This is a genomic window from Sphingomonas sp. 67-41 (genome assembly GCF_001899725.1).
Lineage (GTDB): Bacteria > Pseudomonadota > Alphaproteobacteria > Sphingomonadales > Sphingomonadaceae > Sphingomonas > Sphingomonas leidyi.
Genome location: NZ_MKWJ01000018.1, coordinates 11,201 through 29,296, shown reverse-complemented (window position 1 = coordinate 29,296; position 18,096 = coordinate 11,201). Strand labels below are relative to the sequence as shown.

Below are 18,096 nucleotides of genomic sequence, written 5' to 3'. Positions count from 1 at the left end.
TGTCCTGTCATCCAGGATCCCCGCTTCATGGGGTTGGCGATATCCTTGCCGTATCGACACTCCGCGTACCGGGCCCAAGCGGTTCCCCGGCCTTCGCCGGGGAACCGGCATTGCCAACGGCATGTCCGCGTTACGCCCTGTCCGCCGCCCGGTAGACTTCCTCGTCCAGCTCGCCTTCCCAGCGCGCCACCAGGGTCGCCACGGCAAGATTCGCCGAGGCGCTCGGCACCGTCCGCGTCATGTCGAGCAGCCGGTCGAAAGGCAGGACGAAGCCCACCACCAGGGCGGTCTGCTCCGGCGAGACGCCCACTGCGCTCAGCACCGCCGCCAGCATGAACAGCGAGGCCGACGGCACCGGCGCGGTGCCGAACGCGGCGAGCGCGCCGGTGAACAGCACCGTCGCATAGACGGTGGGCGTCAGGTGCACGCCAAAGGCCTGGAGCGCGAACATCGAGAGCAGGCCGACATACATCGCCGTGCCGTCCTTGCCGATGCTGGCGCCGAGCGGCAGCACGGTGGAGAAGACCGAGCGGCCGATGCCCAGATTCTGCTCGGAAACGCGCATCGCCACCGGCAGCGTGGCGCCGCTCGATGCAGTGGAGAAGGCCACCGCCAGCGCGTCGACGATGCCGCGGAAGAAGGGCAGCAGCGGCAGGCGCGCGACGAAACGCAGGAGCAGGCTGTGCACCACCAGCATCTGGATCAGCGAGCCGAGCACCACTGCCAGCGCCAGCCAGCCGACATGGACGAACACCGCCGCGCCGTTCGCCGCGACGGCATTGGCGATCAGCGCGAACACGCCGAAGGGCGTCGCCTCCATCACCAGGCCGACGACGCGCAGCAGCACGGCCGAAGTCGATTGCAGCAGGTTGGCGAAGGGCTTGCCCGCCTCGCCCGCCACCACCGTGCCGCAGCCGATCAGGATCGACGTGAAGATCAGCGCCAGCATGTCGCCCTTGGCCAGCGCATCGAAGATGTTGGTGGGGATGATGTTGATCAGCTGCTCATAGGGCGTGACCGGCTTGCCGAGCACATGCGCCTCGGCCGTGCCGAGCGGCGCGCCGATGCCGGGCTGGACGATGGTCGCGACCAGCATGCCGACCGAGACGGCGATGAAGGTGGTCAGCGCGAACATGCCGACCGTGCGCCCGCCCAGGCTGCCGAGCCGCTTGGGATCCGCGAGCGTGGTGATGCCCGAGGCGATGGTGACCAGCACGATCGGCGCCACCAGCATGCGGATCGCGCGGACGAACAGATCGCCGACGAACTGCACCCAGGGCGCGCCCTGCGGCACCAGCAGCGCGAAGACGACGCCGAGCAGGAGGAAGGCGAGCACGCGCTTCCACAGGGCGATGCCGAACCACCAGCCCATCAGTTGCACGTCCCGGGCGCGGGCTTGTGCGCGAGCGCACGACCGGCGGCCTTGCCGGTCATCGCCCCCTTGTCGACCGCGAGCACGCCGTTGACCAGCACGGTCCGCACCCCGGCCGCCAGCAGGGCCGGCTGCTCATAGGTGGCGCGCGAGGCATAGGTGCGCGGATCGAACACCACGACATCGGCGAAGGCGCCGGCGCGCAGATGCCCCCGGCCCTCCAGCCCGAACGTGTCCGCCGTCAGCGCCGAACTTCGCTCGATGAACTGGCGCAGGGTGATCACATGATCGGTCTTGACGTATTTGTCATATTTGCGCGCGAAGGAGCCATAGACGCGCGGATGGCCGCCCGAGGCGTCCGATCCGGTCATCACCCAGGGCTGCTTCATGAAGGCGGCGATGTCGGCCTCGCTCTGGTTGAACGAGACGGTGCCGGGATCGCCGATGCGGATCACCGCGATCGCGGCCTCGACCGGATCGAGCTTCATTTCCTTCGCGACGGCGTCGAGATAGCGGTTCCGGTACTGGCCCTCGACGATCAGCAGCTTGCCGGCCCCGCCGCGCTTGCGGAGATTCTCGACCATGCCGTCGTGAAGCTTCCGAACGAGCGAGGGATCGTCGAAGCGCTTGAGCAGCGCCGGGCGCCCGCCATCCTGGGCCCAGAGCGGGACGAGCGACGCGACCAGGCTGGTGCCCGATGCCGACCAGGGATATTGGTTGGCGGTAACCTTCTCGCCGCGGGCGCGGGCCGCGTCGATCTTGGCGATGATCGCGGGCGCCTGCCCCTGCACGTCGACGCCCAGTGCCTTGATGTGGCTGATATGCGCGGGCAGCCCGCCCTCGCGCCCGATGCGAATCGCCTCGTCGATCGCGGCCGCAAGGCCCACCGTATAGCTGCTCTCGTCGCGGATATGGCTGTCATAGCTGCCGCCGCGCCTGCCGGCTTCCCTGGCAAGCGCGATCACTTCCTCGGTCTTGGCGAAGCTCTGGGGGGCGTAGAACAGGCCCGTGGAGAGACCGAGCGCGCCCTGGCACATGGCCCCGGCGACGAGGCCCTTCATCCGCTCCAGCTCGGCGGGCGTGGGATCGCGCGCATCCTCGCCCACCACCCTCTCGCGCACCGCGCCGAAACCGACCCAGGCGGCATAGTTGATGCCTACCGGCCGAGTCGCCGCGCTGCCGAGCACCTTGGCCAGGTCCGGGCTGCCGCCGCCGTCATTGCCGATAAAGGCAGTGGTGACGCCCTGCATCAGAAAGGCCGGGATCAGGCGCTTGCGCGGATCCGCCGATGCGAGATCGTCGCCCATATGCGTATGCGGATCGATGAAGCCGGGCGCGACGATCATCCCCTTCGCATCGATCACGCGCGCGGCGAGCACCCTCGCATGCGCGCCGACCGAAACGATGCGATCGCCCTTGACCGCGACGTCGCCGACAAAGGGCGCGTCCGAGCCGGTATAGATCGTGCCGCCGCGGATCAGCAGGTCGACCTTCTGCGGCGGAAGCGGCGCGGCGGCGCCCAACGAGAGAGCGGCAGTCCCCAGCAGCAGCGCGATCTTCATGGCGTTCCCCAAAATCCCGGAAGTGGCGGATAGAGCGTCCCGCCCCGGTCCTCGACCCCACCGGGGCGATCCTTGGCGAGCCAGATCGGACCGTCAAGGTCGACGAAATCCGACATGCGGGCGATGTGCAGCGCCGCTGCGATCGACAGGGAGGAACCGACCATGCAGCCGCTCATCAGGCCAAGACCGCGGGCGCGGGCGGCCCGGGCGAGGTGCAGCCCCTCGGTCAGGCCGCCGGCCTTGTCGAGCTTGACGTTCACCACCTGGTAGCGGCGCGCGACCCGGTCGAGATCCTCGCGGGTGTGGAGGGACTCGTCGGCAGCGATCGGCACGAGCGGGCGGAAAGTCTCGAGGCATGCGTCGATCCCGGCCGGCACGGGCTGTTCGAGCAGGTCGACCTTCAGCGCCGCCAGCACCGGCTGCATCGCCTCGACCAGCCGGGCGTCCCAGCTCTCATTGGGATCGACGATCAGCCGGGCATCGGGCGCGGCGGCGCGGACTGCGCGGATCTGCGCGTCGGGCAGGCGGCCATCGACTTTCACCTTGAGCAGCGGCGCGTGCGCGGCGCGGCGGGCGGCACAGCCCATCATCATCGGCGTATCGATCACGATGGTGCGCGCGCTGGCGATCGGCTCGGGCTCCGGGGCGCCGAGCAGCGCGGCGACGCTTCTCCCGGTCTCACGCGCCTCCAGGTCCCAGAGCGCGCAGTCGACCGCGTTGCGGGCGGCGCCGGCGGGGAGAAGCCCCAGCAGCTCCTCGCGCCCCGCACCCGCCTCGACCGCGGGGCGGATGCCCTCGATCGCCGCGAGCGCATCCTCCACGCTCTCGCCATAGCGGGAACTGGGCACGCCCTCTCCCCTTCCTTCCAGCGCCCCGGCGCGGATGGAGACCGTGACCGTATCGGCCTCGGTCTTCACTTCGCGCGCAATGCGGAAGGGCCTGCTCAGCGCGAAGCGGTCGTGGCGGGCCGTGAGGGTTCGGTGCATAGCAACTCGTCGATGATCGCCTCGACCCCGAAGGCGATTGGATCGGTACAGGGCAGACCGAGATCGGCTTCGATCTGCCGGCAAAGCGCACGCGCCGCTTCGACCTCCATCCGGGAGGTGTTGAGGCAGACTCCGACTGCGCGAACCTCCGGGCTGGTGAGGCGCGCGACCTGGAGATTGGCCTCCAGGCATTCCCTCAGGCCCGGCAGCGCCCGGCCCGGCAAGCCGCGCATATGGCTGCGGCTCGGATCGTGGCAGAGCACGATCGCTTCGGGCTGGGCGCCGTGAAGCAGGCCGGTCGAAACGCCGGCGAAGCTCGGATGGAAGAGCGACCCCTGGCCCTCGATCAGGTCCCAGCCGCCATCGGCACGTTCGGGCGCGAGCATCTCGATGCCGCCCGAGATGAAATCGGCGACGACCGCGTCGATCGGCACGCCGGCACCGGCGATCAGGATGCCGGTCTGGCCCGTGGCACGGAAATCCGCCTTCTCGCCGCGCGCCCTGAGCGCGTCCGCGAGCGCGATCGTGGTGTACATCTTGCCGACCGAGCAATCGGTGCCGACCGTCAGCAGGCGGCGGCCGGCCCGGGCATATCCGGTGCCGACCCGCATGTCCGCGGGGGGATCCCGCACGTCGAACAGCTGCAGGCCCTTTTCCATGGCGAGCGCCGCCAGTTCGGGCACGTCGCGCAGCCGCTGGTGCAGGCCGGCGGCGATGTTCATTCCCGCATCGAGCGCCGCCGCCGCATCGCGCACCAGGTCGCCGCCCAGCGTGCCGCCCGAATTGGCGATGCCGAGGACGAGCGTCCTCGCGCCCGCCGCTGCGCCTTCCGCGATGGTCATGCGCGGCAGGCCGAGCGTGAGCGGGCTGTCGTCGTGGCGGAACTCGCCCACGCAATCGCCGCGCCGGAATTCGGCCAGGCCGCGCGAGGTCTTGATGCCCACGAAATCGGTGCTGTGACCGAGGTAGAGGAGGTAAGGTGCCGGTATCATTGGGTGATAACGCTATCCCGCCCGCATCGGGCACCGCGCATAGCGAGTGCGCGCCTCGGCATAGCCAGCCGTTATGGCGTATCGATCACCTTGGCGAGCGCCTTGAGGAAATCGGTGGCAAGCGCGGTGGGCGGCCGGTTGAGCAGGAACATCGCATGCACGTCGAACGTGAGCTGCGGCTTGAGCGGACGCATCGCGAGCCCGGGAACGAGCGAGGCCTGTGCGGTGAAGCTGTCGACCACCGTCATCCCCACGCCCTGCGCCACAAGTGCAGTGGCGATGTAGAAGGTGCGCGCGGAGATGACTTCGTCGAGATCGAGCTCGAGGCGCGCGCATTCCTGGCTGAACAGCTGGCCGATCGGGCCGCTGTTGGCGAGGCTGATGAACGGGCGTCCGCGCAGCCGCTCGAGCTCGATGCGCGGCGGCGCGTCGGGCATGTCCTCCTCGCGATAGAGCACCACCAGCTCGCCCTCGCCCAGCCAGCGATGGCCGATCGGCGCGGCATGGGGCACTTCATAGGCGATCGCGACATCGGTCTCGCGCTCGTAGAGCTTGCGCAGCAGATCGTCGTGATGGACGGTCTGGAGGTCGAAGCGGACCCCCTCATGCCCCCGCATGAAGCGCGAGACGGCGGTGGGCAGCGCATTGAGGGCCAGCGACGGCAGCGCCGAGATGCGCAGCATGCCGCCGGCGCCGCGCTTGAGGTTCCGGCCCGCCTCGCGCAGCGCATAGACGCGGTCCTGGATCTCCGAGACTTCGGTGAACAGGGTGTGCGCGTCCTCGGTGGGGACGAGGCGGCCATTGGTGCGGTGGAAGAGCTGGAAGCCGAGCAGGCTCTCGGCATGGCGCAGCATCTTGGAAACCGAAGGCTGCGACACGTTGAGCGCGCGCGCGGCGCCGCTGACCGAGCCGTTCACATAGACGGCGTGGAAGATCTCGATGTGCCGCAGGTTCATCCGGCCAGCCTATCGAACTGCGCGAAAAGGGGAAAGGCCCCGGTTCGGTGTGATTGTCCCGCCCTGTTTTCGTCACCCCCCCGGCGTGAACTCCGCGACCAGATCGTAGCGATCCCCCGGGAAAGTCTGGCGGACGAACGTGACCGCCCGGCCGGTGCGCCAGGTCCAGCGCTCGACCTGGAGACACGCCGCATGGGCGTCGAGCTTCAATTTCCTGGCCAGCGGGCCGCCGGCGGAGACGGCGCGGATGCGGTGGCGCGCGTCGGTCCAGGGGACATGGTGGAGCAGCCAGGAGCCGGGTGCCTCGGCCTCGAAGGTGTCGGCCCGCGGGACCGGCACGGTATCGAGCGCGATCAGCCGGCGCTCGATCGCGAAGGGCTGTTCCCCGGCGAAATGCACGCCCTCGATCAGCAAGGCGGGCGCCGGGATGCCGGAGACTTCGATGTCGGGATCGCGATTGACCACCCGGCAGGTATCGAGCGCCCAGCCATAGCGCTCGCCCCGCGCCGCGATCAGCTGCGCGAGATCGGGCACCGCCAGCACTGCGGCATGGACCTGGGGATGCGCCACGAAGGAGCCGGCCTTGCGGCGCCGCTCGATCAGCCCGGCATGGGCGAGCCGCTCCAGCGCCTTGCTGACCGTGGCGCGCGCGCAGCCATATTGCGCCACCAGCTCGTGCTCGAAGGGGATGCGGTCGCCGGGGCGCAGCGCGCCCGAGCGGATGCGCTCCTCGATGTCCGAGCGGATGCGTTCCTGCAGCGTCACCCGAGCAAGCGCCCCAGGGTTTTGTGATAATGATTAGCGATACCTTCGCTCGCCCGGTGCTTTCCGCGTACGACTTGCAGCGCGCCGGCACGCCAGACGCAGTCGATCGCGCCGGCACGGCCGGCGAAGATCCAGCGATCGAGAAGCGTGCCAGCCGAAGCGCCGGCAAAGCCTGGATGGTCCATGTTCAGGCTCACGATATCGGCGGATGCGCCTGGCGCAATCCCCGTTTCGACACCGAGCGCCTGCCCCCCGCCTGCGAGCGCGGCGTGGAACAGCGTCTCGCCGACCGAAGCGCCTTCGGGCGACAGGATCGCGCGGCGCCGGAGCGAGAGGCGCTGCGAATATTCGATCGCGCGGAGTTCGTAGGCGGCGTCGATCTGGATGTTGGAGTCGGTCCCGGTGGCGATTGTCCCGCCGGCCGCAAGATAGCGTTCGGCCGGGAAGATGCCGTCGCCGAGATTGGCCTCGGTGACCGGGCAAAGGCCCGCCACCGCGCCCGAAGCGGCGAGGCGGTCGGTCTCGGCCTCGGTCAGATGGGTGGCGTGGATCAGCGTCCAGCGCCGGCCGATGTCCAGATTGTCGAGCAGCCACTCCACCGGCCGCGCCCCGCTCCAGGCGAGACAGGCTTCGACTTCCCTGGTCTGCTCGGCGGCATGGATATGGAGCGGGCCGGCGGTCAACGCGCTCACCACCGCCAACGCCTCCGGCGTGACCGCGCGCAGCGAGTGCGGCGCCACGCCCAGCACTGCGTCGGCAGGCAGCTTGGCCCGGCTCGCCTCGACCAGCTTCGCAAAGCCGTCGACGTCCGAGAGGAAGCGCCGCTGGCCGGGCTTGGGCGGCTGTCCGCCGAAATCGCTGTGCGCGTAGAAGACGGGCAGCAGCGTGAGGCCGATGCCGGCCTGCCCCGCGGCATGGACAATCGCGCCGGCGGTCTCGGCGGGATCGGCATAGCGCGCGCCGTTCACATCGTTGTGGAGATAGTGGAACTCGCCGACGCGCGTGTAGCCGGTCTCGAGCATCTCGGCATAGGCCAGGGCAGTGATCGCGGCGATGTCCTCGGGCGTGAGCCGGTCGAGGAACCGGTACATGATCTCGCGCCAGCTCCAGAAATCGTCGTCGGGCCGACCGCGGCGCTCGCTGAGCCCGGCCATGCCGCGCTGGAAGCCATGGCTATGGACGTTGCCGAGGCCCGGAATCGCGACGCGGTGGCGCTCGGCGCCCGGTGCCGGATCGGTGCCGGGCAGCACTTGCGAAATGCGCCCCTCGGCGATGCGCACGGTAACGCGCCCGGCCCAGCCGGTGGGGAGCAACGCATTCTCGAACCAGAGATCCATGCCCAGCCTTCCTCATAGCCGCCGCCCCGGCATGCGCCGGGATGACGATGGATTGGTTTTAATATGTCTAGACATAACCGCATCCACAGGCAAGGATGCGCGCATGGACCGACTCTGGACCAATGCACGGATCGCGACGATGGCGGGCCCTGGGATGGGCATCGTCGAGCATGGCGCAGTGGCGGCGAAGGATGGCCGGATCGCCTGGATCGGGTCCGCGCGCGAGGCCCCCTCCGCGGTCGAGACGATCGACTGCGAGGGCCGCTGGATCACTCCCGGGCTGATCGATTGCCACACGCACCTGGTCCATGGCGGCGACCGCGCGCACGAGTTCGAGCTGCGCCTGCAGGGCGCGAGCTATGCGGAGATCGCGCGGGCCGGCGGCGGGATCGTCTCGACGATGCGCGCCACCCGGGCGGCAGGCGAGGCCGAGTTGACGGCGAGCGCGCTGCCCCGGCTCGACGCGCTGATCGCCGAGGGCGCGACCACCGTCGAAGTGAAGTCGGGCTATGGCCTCTCGCTCGATGGCGAACTCAAGATGCTGCGCGCGGCCAGGGCATTGGGCCGGGAGCGCAAGGTCCGGATCGCGACGACCTTTCTTGGCGCGCATGCGCTGCCGCCCGAATATGCGGACGACCGCGCCGGCTATGTCGACCTCGTCTGCGAGGCGATGATCCCGGCCGTGGCCGGGGCGGGGCTGGCGGATGCTGTGGATGCCTTTTGCGAGAATATCGGTTTCACTGCCGACGAGACCCGGCGTGTCTTCGAAGCGGCCCGCGCGCATGGGCTGCGCGTGAAGCTCCATGCCGAGCAGCTTTCCAACCAGCATGGCGCCGCGCTCGCCGCTTCGCATGGCGCGCTGTCGGCGGACCATCTCGAATATCTCGACGATGCCGGGATCGCGGCGATGGCGGAGGCGGGCACGGTGGCCACGCTCCTGCCCGGCGCCTTCTATTTCGTCCGCGAGACCCGGTTGCCGCCGGTCCAGGCGCTGCGCGACGCGGGGGTGCCGATCGCCCTCGCCACGGATTGCAATCCCGGCACCTCCCCGCTCACCAGCCCTCTGCTCGTCATGAACATGGCCGCGACGCTGTTCCGCCTCACCGTGGAGGAGTGCCTGGCCGGCATGACCCGCGAGGCGGCACGGGCGCTGGGCCTCCATCGCGAGATCGGCACCATCGAACCCGGCAAGTCCTGCGACCTCGCGATCTGGGACGTCGAGCGGCCGGCCGAACTTGTCTATCGCATGGGGCTCAACCCGCTCCATGCCCGCATCTGGAAGGGCCAATGACCGAAATCCTGCTGATCCCCGGCGCGGTGCCGCTGGCCGAATGGCGCGCGATCTGGCGCGGCGCGGTGCCGAAGCTCGATCCCGCCGCCGCCCCGCGGATCGCCGAAAGCGCGGCCGCGGTGGCGCGCATCCTGGCGCGTGGCGAACCCGTCTACGGGATCAACACCGGCTTCGGGAAGCTCGCCAGCGTCAAGATCGAGGCCGAGGACCTGGCCACGCTCCAGCGCAACATCGTGCTCAGCCATGCCGCGGGCGTGGGCGCGCCCTCGCCTGGTCCCGTGGTCCGCCTGATGATGGCATTGAAGCTCGCGAGCCTCGCCCAGGGCGCATCGGGCGTGCGGCCGGCCACGGTGGCGCTGCTCGAAGCGATGCTGGCCGGGGGCCTCACGCCGGTGGTGCCGAGCCAGGGGTCGGTCGGCGCCAGCGGTGATCTCGCGCCCCTCTCGCACATGGCTGCGACGATGATCGGCGTCGGGCAGATCGAAATGGGGGGCCGCGTGCTGCCCGCCGCACAGGCGCTGGCCGAGGCCGGCCTCACCCCGCTGACGCTTGGGCCCAAGGAGGGTCTCGCCCTGCTCAACGGCACCCAATTCTCCACCGCCAACGCCCTGGCCGGCCTGTTCGAGACCGAGACGCTGTTCCAGGCGGCGCTGGTGACCGGCGCGCTCTCGACCGAGGCGGCCAAGGGCACCGATGCGCCGTTCGATCCGCGCATCCATCAGCTGCGCCGCCATCCCGGCCAGATCGCGGTGGGCGAGACGCTGCGCACGCTGATGCAGGGCTCCGCGATCCGCGCCTCGCATCGCGACAATGATCCGCGCGTGCAGGACCCCTATTGCCTGCGCTGCCAGCCCCAGGTGATGGGCGCGGTGCTCGACCTGCTGCGCCAGGCAGGCACGACGCTGGAGACCGAGGCGAACGGAGTCTCCGACAACCCCCTGATCTTCCCGGAGACCGACGAGGCGCTGTCGGGCGGCAATTTCCACGCCGAGCCGGTGGCCTTCGCTGCGGACATGATCGCGCTGGCGATCTGCGAGATCGGCTCGATCGCCGAGCGCCGGATCGCAATGCTGGTCGATCCCGCCCTTTCCAACCTGCCGGCTTTCCTCACGCCCCGGCCGGGGCTCAATTCGGGCTTCATGATTCCCCAGGTGACCGCCGCGGCGCTCGTGTCCGAGAACAAGCAGCGCGCCACGCCGGCCAGCGTCGATTCGATCCCGACCTCGGCGAACCAGGAGGATCATGTCTCGATGGCCGCGCACGGCGCCCGCCGCCTGCTCGAGATGGCGGCGAACGCCGGCGCAGTGATCGGCATCGAGTTGCTCGCCGCGGCACAAGGCTGCGACTTCCATGCCGGGCTCGCTTCCTCCGCGGCTCTGGAACGCGTCCGCGCCAGGCTGCGGCGCGACGTGCCGACGCTCGACCATGACCGGCACTTCCATCCCGATATCGAGGCCGCGACCGCGCTGGTCCGCGCCGGCGCGGTGGCCGAGGCGGCGGGAATCGCGCTGCCGGGGGTCGCATGAGCCGGCCCCAGGTCCATCGTGGCGAGGCGCCGCTGATCGTCGCCTTCCCGCATACCGGGACGGACATTCCGGCGGAGATCGCGTTCGCCTCACCTTGGCTCGCCCGCAAGGATGCCGACTGGTGGATCGACCGGCTCTACGATTTCGCCGCCGGCCTCGGAGCGACCACGATCCGCACCGGCATTTCCCGCAGCGTGATCGACGTGAACCGCGATCCCTCGGGCGCCTCGCTCTACCCGGGCCAGGCGACGACCGAGCTCTGCCCCACCACCACCTTCGACGGCGAGCCGCTCCAGAACCCGGATGCGGACGAGATCGCCCGGCGGCGCACCGCCTATTTCGATCCCTATCACGCCGCGATCGAGGCGGAGATCGCCCGGCTCCGGGCGATCCACCCCAGGGTCGTCCTCTACGACGCCCATTCGATCCGCAGCCATGTGCCGCGACTGTTCGAGGGCGAGCTGCCGCAGTTCAACATCGGCACCAATGGCGGCACGACCTGCGCCCCTGCCCTGCGCCAGGCCGTGGAAGCCGCCTGCGCCGCGACGCCCTGGAGCCAGGTGACCGACGGGCGCTTCCGCGGCGGCTGGACCACCCGCCATTATGGGCGGCCCGGAGGGGGCGTCCACGCCATCCAGATGGAGCTGGCCTGTCGCGGCTATATCGACGAGCCCGCCAGCTTCGACGAAGCATGGTGGCCCACGCCCTATGACAAAGCCCGCGCTGCCCCGATGCGCGCGGCGCTGACCAACATCCTCCAAGCCTGTCTCAATTTCGCCGGAGCCCCGGAATGACTCGCCTCGACAATAGCCGCATCATCAAGCCCGCCACCGGCACGGAGCGCACCGCCAAGAGCTGGCTCACCGAGGCGGCGCTGCGCATGCTGATGAACAACCTGCACCCCGATGTCGCCGAGCGGCCCGAGGAGCTGGTGGTCTATGGCGGCATCGGCCGCGCGGCGCGCGACTGGGAGAGCTATGACAGGATCGTCGCCGCGCTGCGCGATCTCGAAGCCGACGAGACGCTGCTGATCCAGTCGGGCAAGCCCGTCGGCGTGTTCCGCACGCACGAGAACGCGCCGCGCGTCCTCCTCGCCAATTCGAACCTCGTGCCGCATTGGGCGACCTGGGAGCATTTCAACGCGCTCGATCGCAAGGGCCTGGCGATGTACGGCCAGATGACCGCCGGCTCATGGATCTATATCGGCACCCAGGGCATCGTGCAGGGCACCTACGAGACCTTCGCCGAGATGGGCCGCCAGCATTATGGCGGCGACCTGAAGGGCCGCTGGCTGCTCACCGCCGGCCTGGGCGGCATGGGCGGGGCACAGCCGCTGGCGGCGGTGATGGCGGGTGCCTCGTGCCTCGCCATCGAGTGCCAGCCCAGCCGGATCGAGATGCGCCTGCGCACCGGCTATCTCGATCGCGCCGCCGAGACGATCGACGAAGCGCTCGAGATCATCCGGAACGCCGACAAGCCGGTCTCCGTCGGCCTGCTCGGCAATGCGGCCGAGATCCTGCCCGAGATGTTCGCCCGCGGCATCCGCCCCGACCTGCTGACCGACCAGACCTCGGCGCATGACCCCGTCAACGGCTATCTGCCCGTGGGGTGGTCCGTCGCCGAATGGATCGAGCGGCGGGAGCGCGACCCGGAAGCGACGGCCAGTGCCGCCAGGGCTTCGATGGCGCGGCATGTCCGCGCGATGCTCGACTTCCATGCGGCGGGCGTGCCGACGGTCGATTACGGCAACAATATCCGCCAGGTCGCGCTCGACGAGGGCGTGGCCGATGCCTTCGCCTTTCCCGGCTTCGTCCCCGCCTATATCCGCCCGCTCTTCTGCAGGGGGATCGGGCCGTTCCGCTGGGCCGCGCTTTCGGGCGATCCCGAGGACATCGCCAGGACCGACGCCAAGGTGAAGGCGCTGCTGCCCGACGACGCGCATCTCCACAACTGGCTCGACATGGCCGCCGAGCGCATCCGCTTCCAGGGGCTTCCGGCCCGCATCTGCTGGGTGGGACTGGGCGACCGGCACCGGCTGGGCCTGGCCTTCAACGAGATGGTGGCGTCGGGCGAACTAAAGGCGCCGATCGTGATCGGCCGCGATCATCTCGACAGCGGATCGGTCGCCAGCCCCAATCGCGAGACCGAGGCGATGCGCGACGGATCGGACGCGGTTTCCGACTGGCCGCTGCTCAACGCGCTGCTCAACACCGCGAGCGGCGCGACCTGGGTCTCGCTGCATCATGGCGGCGGCGTCGGCATGGGCTATTCGCAGCATGCCGGCATGGTGATCGTCGCCGACGGCACGCCGGAAGCGGCCAGGCGGATCGAGCGGGTGCTGTGGAACGACCCCGCCACCGGCGTGATGCGGCACGCCGATGCGGGCTATGACATCGCGATCGATTGCGCGCGGGAGAAGGGGCTGGACCTGCCGGGGATATTGTAGGGCGGCGGCCGCAGCGTCTCCCCTCCCAGGAAGATAGGGGGAACCTAGATCTCCACGAACCTGCCCGCCTCGCGGTCCTTCACCACCTTGCCGGCTTCGAACACGGTGCCGTTCATCGTGATATAGACGCCCGGCTTCGCGACCTGGACGGTGGCGAAGGCCATGCCGAGGTTGAAGGTGGCGTCGCTCTCGGCGAAGCGCGCCGGGGCGAGCGCGCCGACCAGCACGATCGTCTTGCCTTCGATGCCGGTCAGCGCCCCGGCGGTCTCGGTCATCGTGTCGGTACCGTGCGTGATGACGATGCGCTTCGCATCCGATGCGGCGGCGCGCGCCGCGATCAGGGCGCGATCGGCATCGTCCATCTCCAGGCTGTCCTTGCGCATCACTTCCTCGACCTCGAAGGGATGCAGCACGCGGCCCAGCTCGAGCAGCCGGGTCACCATGGTGCCGACGATCGTGTATTTGCTCGACGCGTCGAAATATTGCTTGTCGATCGTGCCGCCGGTGGTGAGCACGAGGATGGGCTGGGTGCTGGTCATGCGCGGCCCTTACGCCGGTTCTTGCAACAGGAAAAGCATCCCCCACCGCCATCCCCCGCCGCGAAGGGCTTGGACAATATGCCCGGCCCCTGTCCCCCAATACGGACGTGACACGCGGCCCCGAAGCGCGTAGCCGGGGCGTCCATGGGGGCATGGCGCGTCTTCCTGAAGGAACATCGCCGGCTGGCGCTGTGGCTGATCGCCATGGCGCTGGCGATGAAGGCGCTCGTTCCCCAGGGCTATATGCTCGCGGACACCGGCGGAAAGACGCTCACCGTGGCGATCTGCGATGGCAGCGGCCCGGCGACGATGACCATCGAACTGCCGATGGCGCCCGATCACGCCAAGGCGCCCGACGGCGCCAAGCAGGACGGCGGCTGTGCCTATTCCTCGCTCGGCCATGCCATGGCAGGCGGCGCCGATCCGGTGCTGCTGCTCGCCGCCATCGCCTTCCTGCTTGCGCTGGGCTTCGCACCCGCCGCGCAACCCAGGATCCGGCGCCGGGCCTTTGCCCAGCCGCCCGCCCAAGGACCCCCTGCCCGCACCTGAACCCGTCGGACTTTCCTCGTTCAGGTGATTTCCCATGTCTTCCCATCGTCGCGCGCGCCTCTGCGCGCTGCCGCTCCTGTGCATCGCCGCTCCTGCCCTGGCGCAGGAAGCGGAGAATGATTCCTCCATCCTCGTCATCGGCCAGAAGGGCGCGCCGATCACCATCGACCCGCGCGGACTCTCGGTGAGCCTGGGCGACGAACAATTCGCCGGCGTCAACGCCCAGAACGTCGAGGACCTGATGAAATACGCGCCCGACTTCTTCGTGCGCAAACGCTATGCCGGCGACTCCAATGGCGTCCCCGGCTTTCGCGGCACCCATTCGACCCAGAGCGCCCGCACGCTGGTGATGGTCGACGGGTTCGTGGTGTCGAACTTCCTCGGCAACTCCTTCGGCTTCGCGCCGAAATGGGGCGTGGTCGGCCCGGGCGAGGTCGAGCAGTTCGACATCGTCTACGGCCCCTATTCGGCACGCTATTCGGGCAATTCCATGGGCGGGATCGTCAACATCACCACCCGCTCGCCGGAGAAGACCGAGGCCTTCGCCACGGTGCAGGGCCTGGCCGAGCCCTATGGCCAATACGGCACCCGCGCGACCTATTGGGGCTGGTCGGGCGAAGCAGGCCTGGGCTGGCGGCAGCAGGACGGGCCCTGGTCGGCGCGGATCTCCGGGCGACACTTCCGCAACGACGGCCAGCCGATGAGCTGGTACGGGCTCGCCCCGGCCGCGGGTGCGACGGGCACGCCGGTGACCGGTGCGGTGGTCGATCCGGGCCAGGCCATCCCCAATGCGCCGGGAAGCGCGAGCAATCCCGTCTTCGCCGCGCAAAGCCCGGCGGCGACGACGCAGGACCAGGCCAAGCTGCGGATCGGCTATGACGGCGCATCGGGCGTTACCGGCGAGATGCTGTTCGCCTATTGGCACAACCTCGATGCCCAATATGCGCCCGACTGCTATCTGCGCGACGCGGCGGGCGGCAAGGTCTGCGAGGGACGCGTGACGACGCTGGGGCGGACCTGGACGGCTTCGGGTGCCCGCTGGTCGCGGACGGTGCGGGACGAGTTCCTCGCCGGCGCCAGGATCGCGGCGCCGGTCGGTGCCGGCATGACTGCGAAGCTCAACCTCTCGACCTATCAGATCGCACGGTCGGACGGGTTCACGTCGGCGAGCTGGGCGGCGGGTGCCGCCGACGGTGCGGGCTTGCTGGCCCGGCAGGGGCCGACCGGCTGGTACACTGCCGAACTCTCGCTGGACGGCAAGGCGGGCGCACTCGACCTTGCGGCGGGAGCGAGCGCCAATCTCTATCGAACCGACCTGACCAACTACACGCTGCCGCACTGGCGCTCGGACGGCGGACGGGCCTTCTCTACCCGCACCTTCGGCAAGACGCGGCTGCTCGCCGGCTGGGCCGAGGCGCGGCTGCATGCCGATGCGCTGGTATTCGCGCTGGGCGCGCGGCTGGAGAGCTGGCGGGCGTTCGACGGCGGGCTCGGGCGGATCGGCACCTCCGGCCAGCCGGTGACCAACCGTTATGCGGCGCGCGGCAAGACGGCGTTCGATCCGAAATTCTCGGTCGAATGGCATGGCGGCGCGACCAGCGTGCAGCTGAGCCTGGCCGAGGCGACACGCTTCCCGACGGTGGGCGAGCTCTTTCAGGGAAGCCTGAACGGCGACGGGAGCTTCAACCGCGACAGCTTCGATCCGAACCTGAAGCCCGAGCGCTCGCGCGACGCCAACCTGGTGGTGGCCCATGACTTCGGCAGGCTGAAGCTCACCGGTTCGGCCTTCTGGCAGCGCGTCGACGACACGATCTTCTCGTTCGTCGGGTTCAACCAGAACGGGATCACGACCTCGAGCTTCAAGAATATCGACGTGACGCGGCAGATCGGGCTCGAACTGATCGCGGAGGCGCGCGACGTCGGCGTGCGCGGGCTCGCCCTGGATGCCAACCTTGCCTGGATCGATTCGAGGACGGTGCGCAACGCCAGCGCGCCGGCGGCGGAGGGCGTGCAGTTCCCGCGCATCCCGCGCTGGCGGCTCAACGCGAATGTCCGGTATCAGGTGACGCCGCGGGTACTGGTTGCCATGGGCATGCGCTATGCGACGCGGCCCAATACCGATCTGTTCGGGCTCCAGCGCGGCGATACCTTCGGCTATACGTCGGAGCTGTTCGCGCTCGATGCCCGAGTGAACTGGAAGATGACCGACCGGTTCCGGCTGAGCGCAGGGGTGGACAATATCACCAACGATCGCGCCTGGGTGTATCACCCCTATCCGCAGCGCAGCTTCCTGGTCGAAGCGGGGTGGACGCTGTGAGCGGGCCCGCCCCCGCCCGGCACGAGCGCTGGTTCCGCGCGGTGTGGCGCTGGCATTTCTATGCCGGCATCTTCTGCGTGCCCTTCATCCTGTGGCTCTCGGTGACGGGCGGAATCTATCTGTTCAAGCCGCAGATCGAGGGATGGCTCTATGCCCCCTATGCGCATGTCGCGGTGCCGGGCCGGCCGATGCTGGCGCCCGACAGGATCGCCGCGGCGGGCACGGCGGCGGTGCCGGGGTCGGTGCTGCACAAATATGTCCTGCCCGAAGCACCGGACGACGCGGTGCAACTGCTCGTCGGCAAGGGCGCCGAGGAGACGCGCGTCTGGGTGCATCCGCAGACCGGGCAGGTCCTGAAGGCGGTGCCCGAGGAAGACCGGTTCATGCGCGTGATCTTCCGCCTGCACGGCGAGCTGCTGGCGGGCGACCGGGGGTCGGCGCTCGTCGAGATCGCCGCCTGCTGGACGATCGTGATGATCCTCACCGGCCTGTTCCTGTGGTGGCCGCGCGGGCGCAAGGGCAAGGGGCCGGGCGGGATCCTGTGGCCCCGGCTCGGCGCCGGCAGGCGCGTGTTCTGGCGCGACATGCACGCGGTGACGGGGCTCTGGGTATCGATCGGCGCGGTATTCCTGATCGCATCGGGCCTGCCCTGGGCCAAGAACTGGGGCGACTATCTCCGCCAGGTGCGCGTGGCGACCGGCACGGCGGCGGGCCGGCAGGACTGGTCGGCGGGGTCGACGGCGGACGCGGCGGCGCGCGCCGAGCTCGACAAGGGCGCCCGCGCGATGCTGGACGAACATGCCGGGCATCACGGGATGACGATGGTGCATGTCGTGCCCGCCGGGCCGGCGCTCGACCGGGTGGTGGGCAAGGCGATGACGCTGGGGCTCGCGGCACCGGCCGAAGTGAGTCCACCGACGCGGGCGGGCGGACGCTGGCTCGCCCGGTCGCAGGCCGAGGACCGGACGCGGCGCGTCTCGGTCGAGATCGGCGAGGACGGCGCCGTGATCGGATCGCAGGGCTTTGGCGACCGGCACTGGATCGACCGCGCGGTGGGCTTCGGCGTCGCCGTGCACGAGGGAGCGTGGCTGGGGCTGCTCAACCAGCTGGCCAACCTGACGATATTGATCGGGCTGGTGACGCTGGCGGTGTCGAGCCTGGTGCTGTGGTGGCGCCGGCGGCCGCACGGCCGGCTGGGCGCACCGGCGGCGAAGGATCCGCTGCGGCACAGCTGGGCGCTGGTCGGCCTGACAATATTGCTCGGGCTGCTGATGCCGCTGTTCGGGATCACGCTGGCGATCGCGGCGACGTTCGAACTGGGTGCGCGGCGCACGGCGCCGGGGCTGGCCCGCTGGCTGGGGCTGCGCGTGCCTGACCAAAATGTAACCTGACGGCCACCGCCCCGATACCGGCAAGGGCGCATTTCCCATCCACGGTCACCGAGAACGACCAGAGAGG

At 69.6% G+C, this 18,096-nt stretch carries 15 protein-coding genes; 7 read left to right on the top strand and 8 right to left on the bottom strand.

The genetic code is table 11. The annotated features are described in order from the left end of the window. Positions 1-130: 130 nt before the first annotated feature. From BGP17_RS09675 to BGP17_RS09645, 7 genes are all read right to left on the bottom strand, one after another. On the bottom strand, positions 131-1,372 hold the full coding sequence (locus tag BGP17_RS09675) for a dicarboxylate/amino acid:cation symporter (RefSeq protein WP_353681868.1): 1,242 nt from the start codon (positions 1,370-1,372) through the stop codon (positions 131-133). Continuing rightward, positions 1,372-2,934: an N-acyl-D-amino-acid deacylase family protein gene (locus BGP17_RS09670; protein ID WP_286711829.1), complete on the bottom strand. Its 1,563-nt coding sequence runs from the start codon at positions 2,932-2,934 to the stop codon at positions 1,372-1,374. Before BGP17_RS09670 ends, BGP17_RS09675 begins: the two co-directional genes overlap by 1 nt. Beyond that, a complete protein-coding gene (dgcA, locus tag BGP17_RS09665; RefSeq protein WP_286711828.1) occupies positions 2,931-3,920 on the bottom strand; it encodes an N-acetyl-D-Glu racemase DgcA in 990 nt (329 codons plus the stop codon). Before dgcA ends, BGP17_RS09670 begins: the two co-directional genes overlap by 4 nt. Then, positions 3,878-4,912, bottom strand: a complete 1,035-nt coding sequence (gene dgcN / locus BGP17_RS09660; protein WP_286711827.1) for an N-acetyltransferase DgcN — start codon at positions 4,910-4,912, stop codon at positions 3,878-3,880. The genes dgcA and dgcN overlap by 43 nt, the downstream gene beginning before the upstream one ends. Positions 4,913-4,983: 71 nt before the next feature. Then, entirely contained in the window at positions 4,984-5,868 is an 885-nt protein-coding gene (locus BGP17_RS09655) for a LysR family transcriptional regulator (RefSeq protein WP_086127351.1), read from the bottom strand. A gap of 72 nt (positions 5,869-5,940) precedes the next feature. Then, positions 5,941-6,633: a histidine utilization transcriptional repressor HutC gene (gene hutC, locus BGP17_RS09650; protein ID WP_167301623.1), complete on the bottom strand. Its 693-nt coding sequence runs from the start codon at positions 6,631-6,633 to the stop codon at positions 5,941-5,943. Next, a complete protein-coding gene (locus tag BGP17_RS09645) occupies positions 6,630-7,970 on the bottom strand; it encodes a formimidoylglutamate deiminase (RefSeq protein ID WP_286711826.1) in 1,341 nt (446 codons plus the stop codon). The genes hutC and BGP17_RS09645 overlap by 4 nt, the downstream gene beginning before the upstream one ends. A 103-nt stretch (positions 7,971-8,073) precedes the next feature. Between BGP17_RS09645 and hutI the strand changes: the two genes are divergently transcribed. Genes hutI through hutU form a run of 4 tightly spaced genes read left to right on the top strand, consistent with a single transcriptional unit; the run spans position 8,074 to position 13,233 of the window. Then, positions 8,074-9,261 carry an imidazolonepropionase gene (gene hutI / locus BGP17_RS09640; protein ID WP_286711825.1) on the top strand — a complete coding sequence of 396 codons (1,188 nt, stop codon included), beginning with the start codon at positions 8,074-8,076 and terminating at the stop codon, positions 9,259-9,261. Beyond that, a complete protein-coding gene (gene hutH, locus BGP17_RS09635) occupies positions 9,258-10,787 on the top strand; it encodes a histidine ammonia-lyase (RefSeq protein ID WP_286711824.1) in 1,530 nt (509 codons plus the stop codon). Before hutI ends, hutH begins: the two co-directional genes overlap by 4 nt. Continuing rightward, on the top strand, positions 10,784-11,581 hold the full coding sequence (gene hutG, locus BGP17_RS09630; protein ID WP_286711823.1) for an N-formylglutamate deformylase: 798 nt from the start codon (positions 10,784-10,786) through the stop codon (positions 11,579-11,581). Before hutH ends, hutG begins: the two co-directional genes overlap by 4 nt. Next, positions 11,578-13,233 (top strand): urocanate hydratase, encoded by a 1,656-nt coding sequence (gene hutU, locus BGP17_RS09625; RefSeq protein ID WP_286711822.1) that lies wholly within the window; start codon positions 11,578-11,580, stop codon positions 13,231-13,233. The genes hutG and hutU overlap by 4 nt, the downstream gene beginning before the upstream one ends. 44 nt (positions 13,234-13,277) lie before the next feature. Here the strand turns inward: hutU and BGP17_RS09620 are convergent, their stop codons facing one another. Further along, complete coding sequence (locus tag BGP17_RS09620) at positions 13,278-13,772, bottom strand: asparaginase domain-containing protein (RefSeq protein WP_167301619.1); 495 nt, start codon at positions 13,770-13,772, stop codon at positions 13,278-13,280. A gap of 144 nt (positions 13,773-13,916) precedes the next feature. Here BGP17_RS09620 and BGP17_RS09615 point away from each other — a divergent pair, with 144 nt between their 5' ends. From BGP17_RS09615 to BGP17_RS09605, 3 genes are read left to right on the top strand one after another with little or no spacing between them, the layout of a single operon-like run. Beyond that, positions 13,917-14,321 (top strand): DUF2946 family protein, encoded by a 405-nt coding sequence (locus BGP17_RS09615; RefSeq protein WP_286711821.1) that lies wholly within the window; start codon positions 13,917-13,919, stop codon positions 14,319-14,321. A 34-nt stretch (positions 14,322-14,355) separates the two neighbouring features. Further along, a complete protein-coding gene (locus tag BGP17_RS09610) occupies positions 14,356-16,638 on the top strand; it encodes a TonB-dependent receptor (RefSeq protein WP_286711820.1) in 2,283 nt (760 codons plus the stop codon). Next, positions 16,635-18,029, top strand: a complete 1,395-nt coding sequence (locus BGP17_RS09605; RefSeq protein ID WP_286711819.1) for a PepSY-associated TM helix domain-containing protein — start codon at positions 16,635-16,637, stop codon at positions 18,027-18,029. The genes BGP17_RS09610 and BGP17_RS09605 overlap by 4 nt, the downstream gene beginning before the upstream one ends. Positions 18,030-18,096 lie beyond the last annotated feature (67 nt).

Excerpts from the sequence above, each read along its gene's own strand:
- dgcN (WP_286711827.1), bottom strand. The coding sequence starts at position 4,912 with ATGATACCGGCACCTTACCTCCTCTACCTCGGTCACAGCACCGATTTC.
- hutI (WP_286711825.1), top strand. The coding sequence starts at position 8,074 with ATGGACCGACTCTGGACCAATGCACGGATCGCGACGATGGCGGGCCCT.
- BGP17_RS09620 (WP_167301619.1), bottom strand. The coding sequence starts at position 13,772 with ATGACCAGCACCCAGCCCATCCTCGTGCTCACCACCGGCGGCACGATC.
- hutH (WP_286711824.1), top strand. The coding sequence starts at position 9,258 with ATGACCGAAATCCTGCTGATCCCCGGCGCGGTGCCGCTGGCCGAATGG.
- BGP17_RS09670 (WP_286711829.1), bottom strand. The coding sequence starts at position 2,934 with ATGAAGATCGCGCTGCTGCTGGGGACTGCCGCTCTCTCGTTGGGCGCC.
- BGP17_RS09610 (WP_286711820.1), top strand. The coding sequence starts at position 14,356 with ATGTCTTCCCATCGTCGCGCGCGCCTCTGCGCGCTGCCGCTCCTGTGC.
- hutG (WP_286711823.1), top strand. The coding sequence starts at position 10,784 with ATGAGCCGGCCCCAGGTCCATCGTGGCGAGGCGCCGCTGATCGTCGCC.
- BGP17_RS09615 (WP_286711821.1), top strand. The coding sequence starts at position 13,917 with ATGGGGGCATGGCGCGTCTTCCTGAAGGAACATCGCCGGCTGGCGCTG.
- BGP17_RS09655 (WP_086127351.1), bottom strand. The coding sequence starts at position 5,868 with ATGAACCTGCGGCACATCGAGATCTTCCACGCCGTCTATGTGAACGGC.
- BGP17_RS09645 (WP_286711826.1), bottom strand. The coding sequence starts at position 7,970 with ATGGATCTCTGGTTCGAGAATGCGTTGCTCCCCACCGGCTGGGCCGGG.
- BGP17_RS09675 (WP_353681868.1), bottom strand. The coding sequence starts at position 1,372 with ATGGGCTGGTGGTTCGGCATCGCCCTGTGGAAGCGCGTGCTCGCCTTC.
- hutU (WP_286711822.1), top strand. The coding sequence starts at position 11,578 with ATGACTCGCCTCGACAATAGCCGCATCATCAAGCCCGCCACCGGCACG.
- dgcA (WP_286711828.1), bottom strand. The coding sequence starts at position 3,920 with ATGCACCGAACCCTCACGGCCCGCCACGACCGCTTCGCGCTGAGCAGG.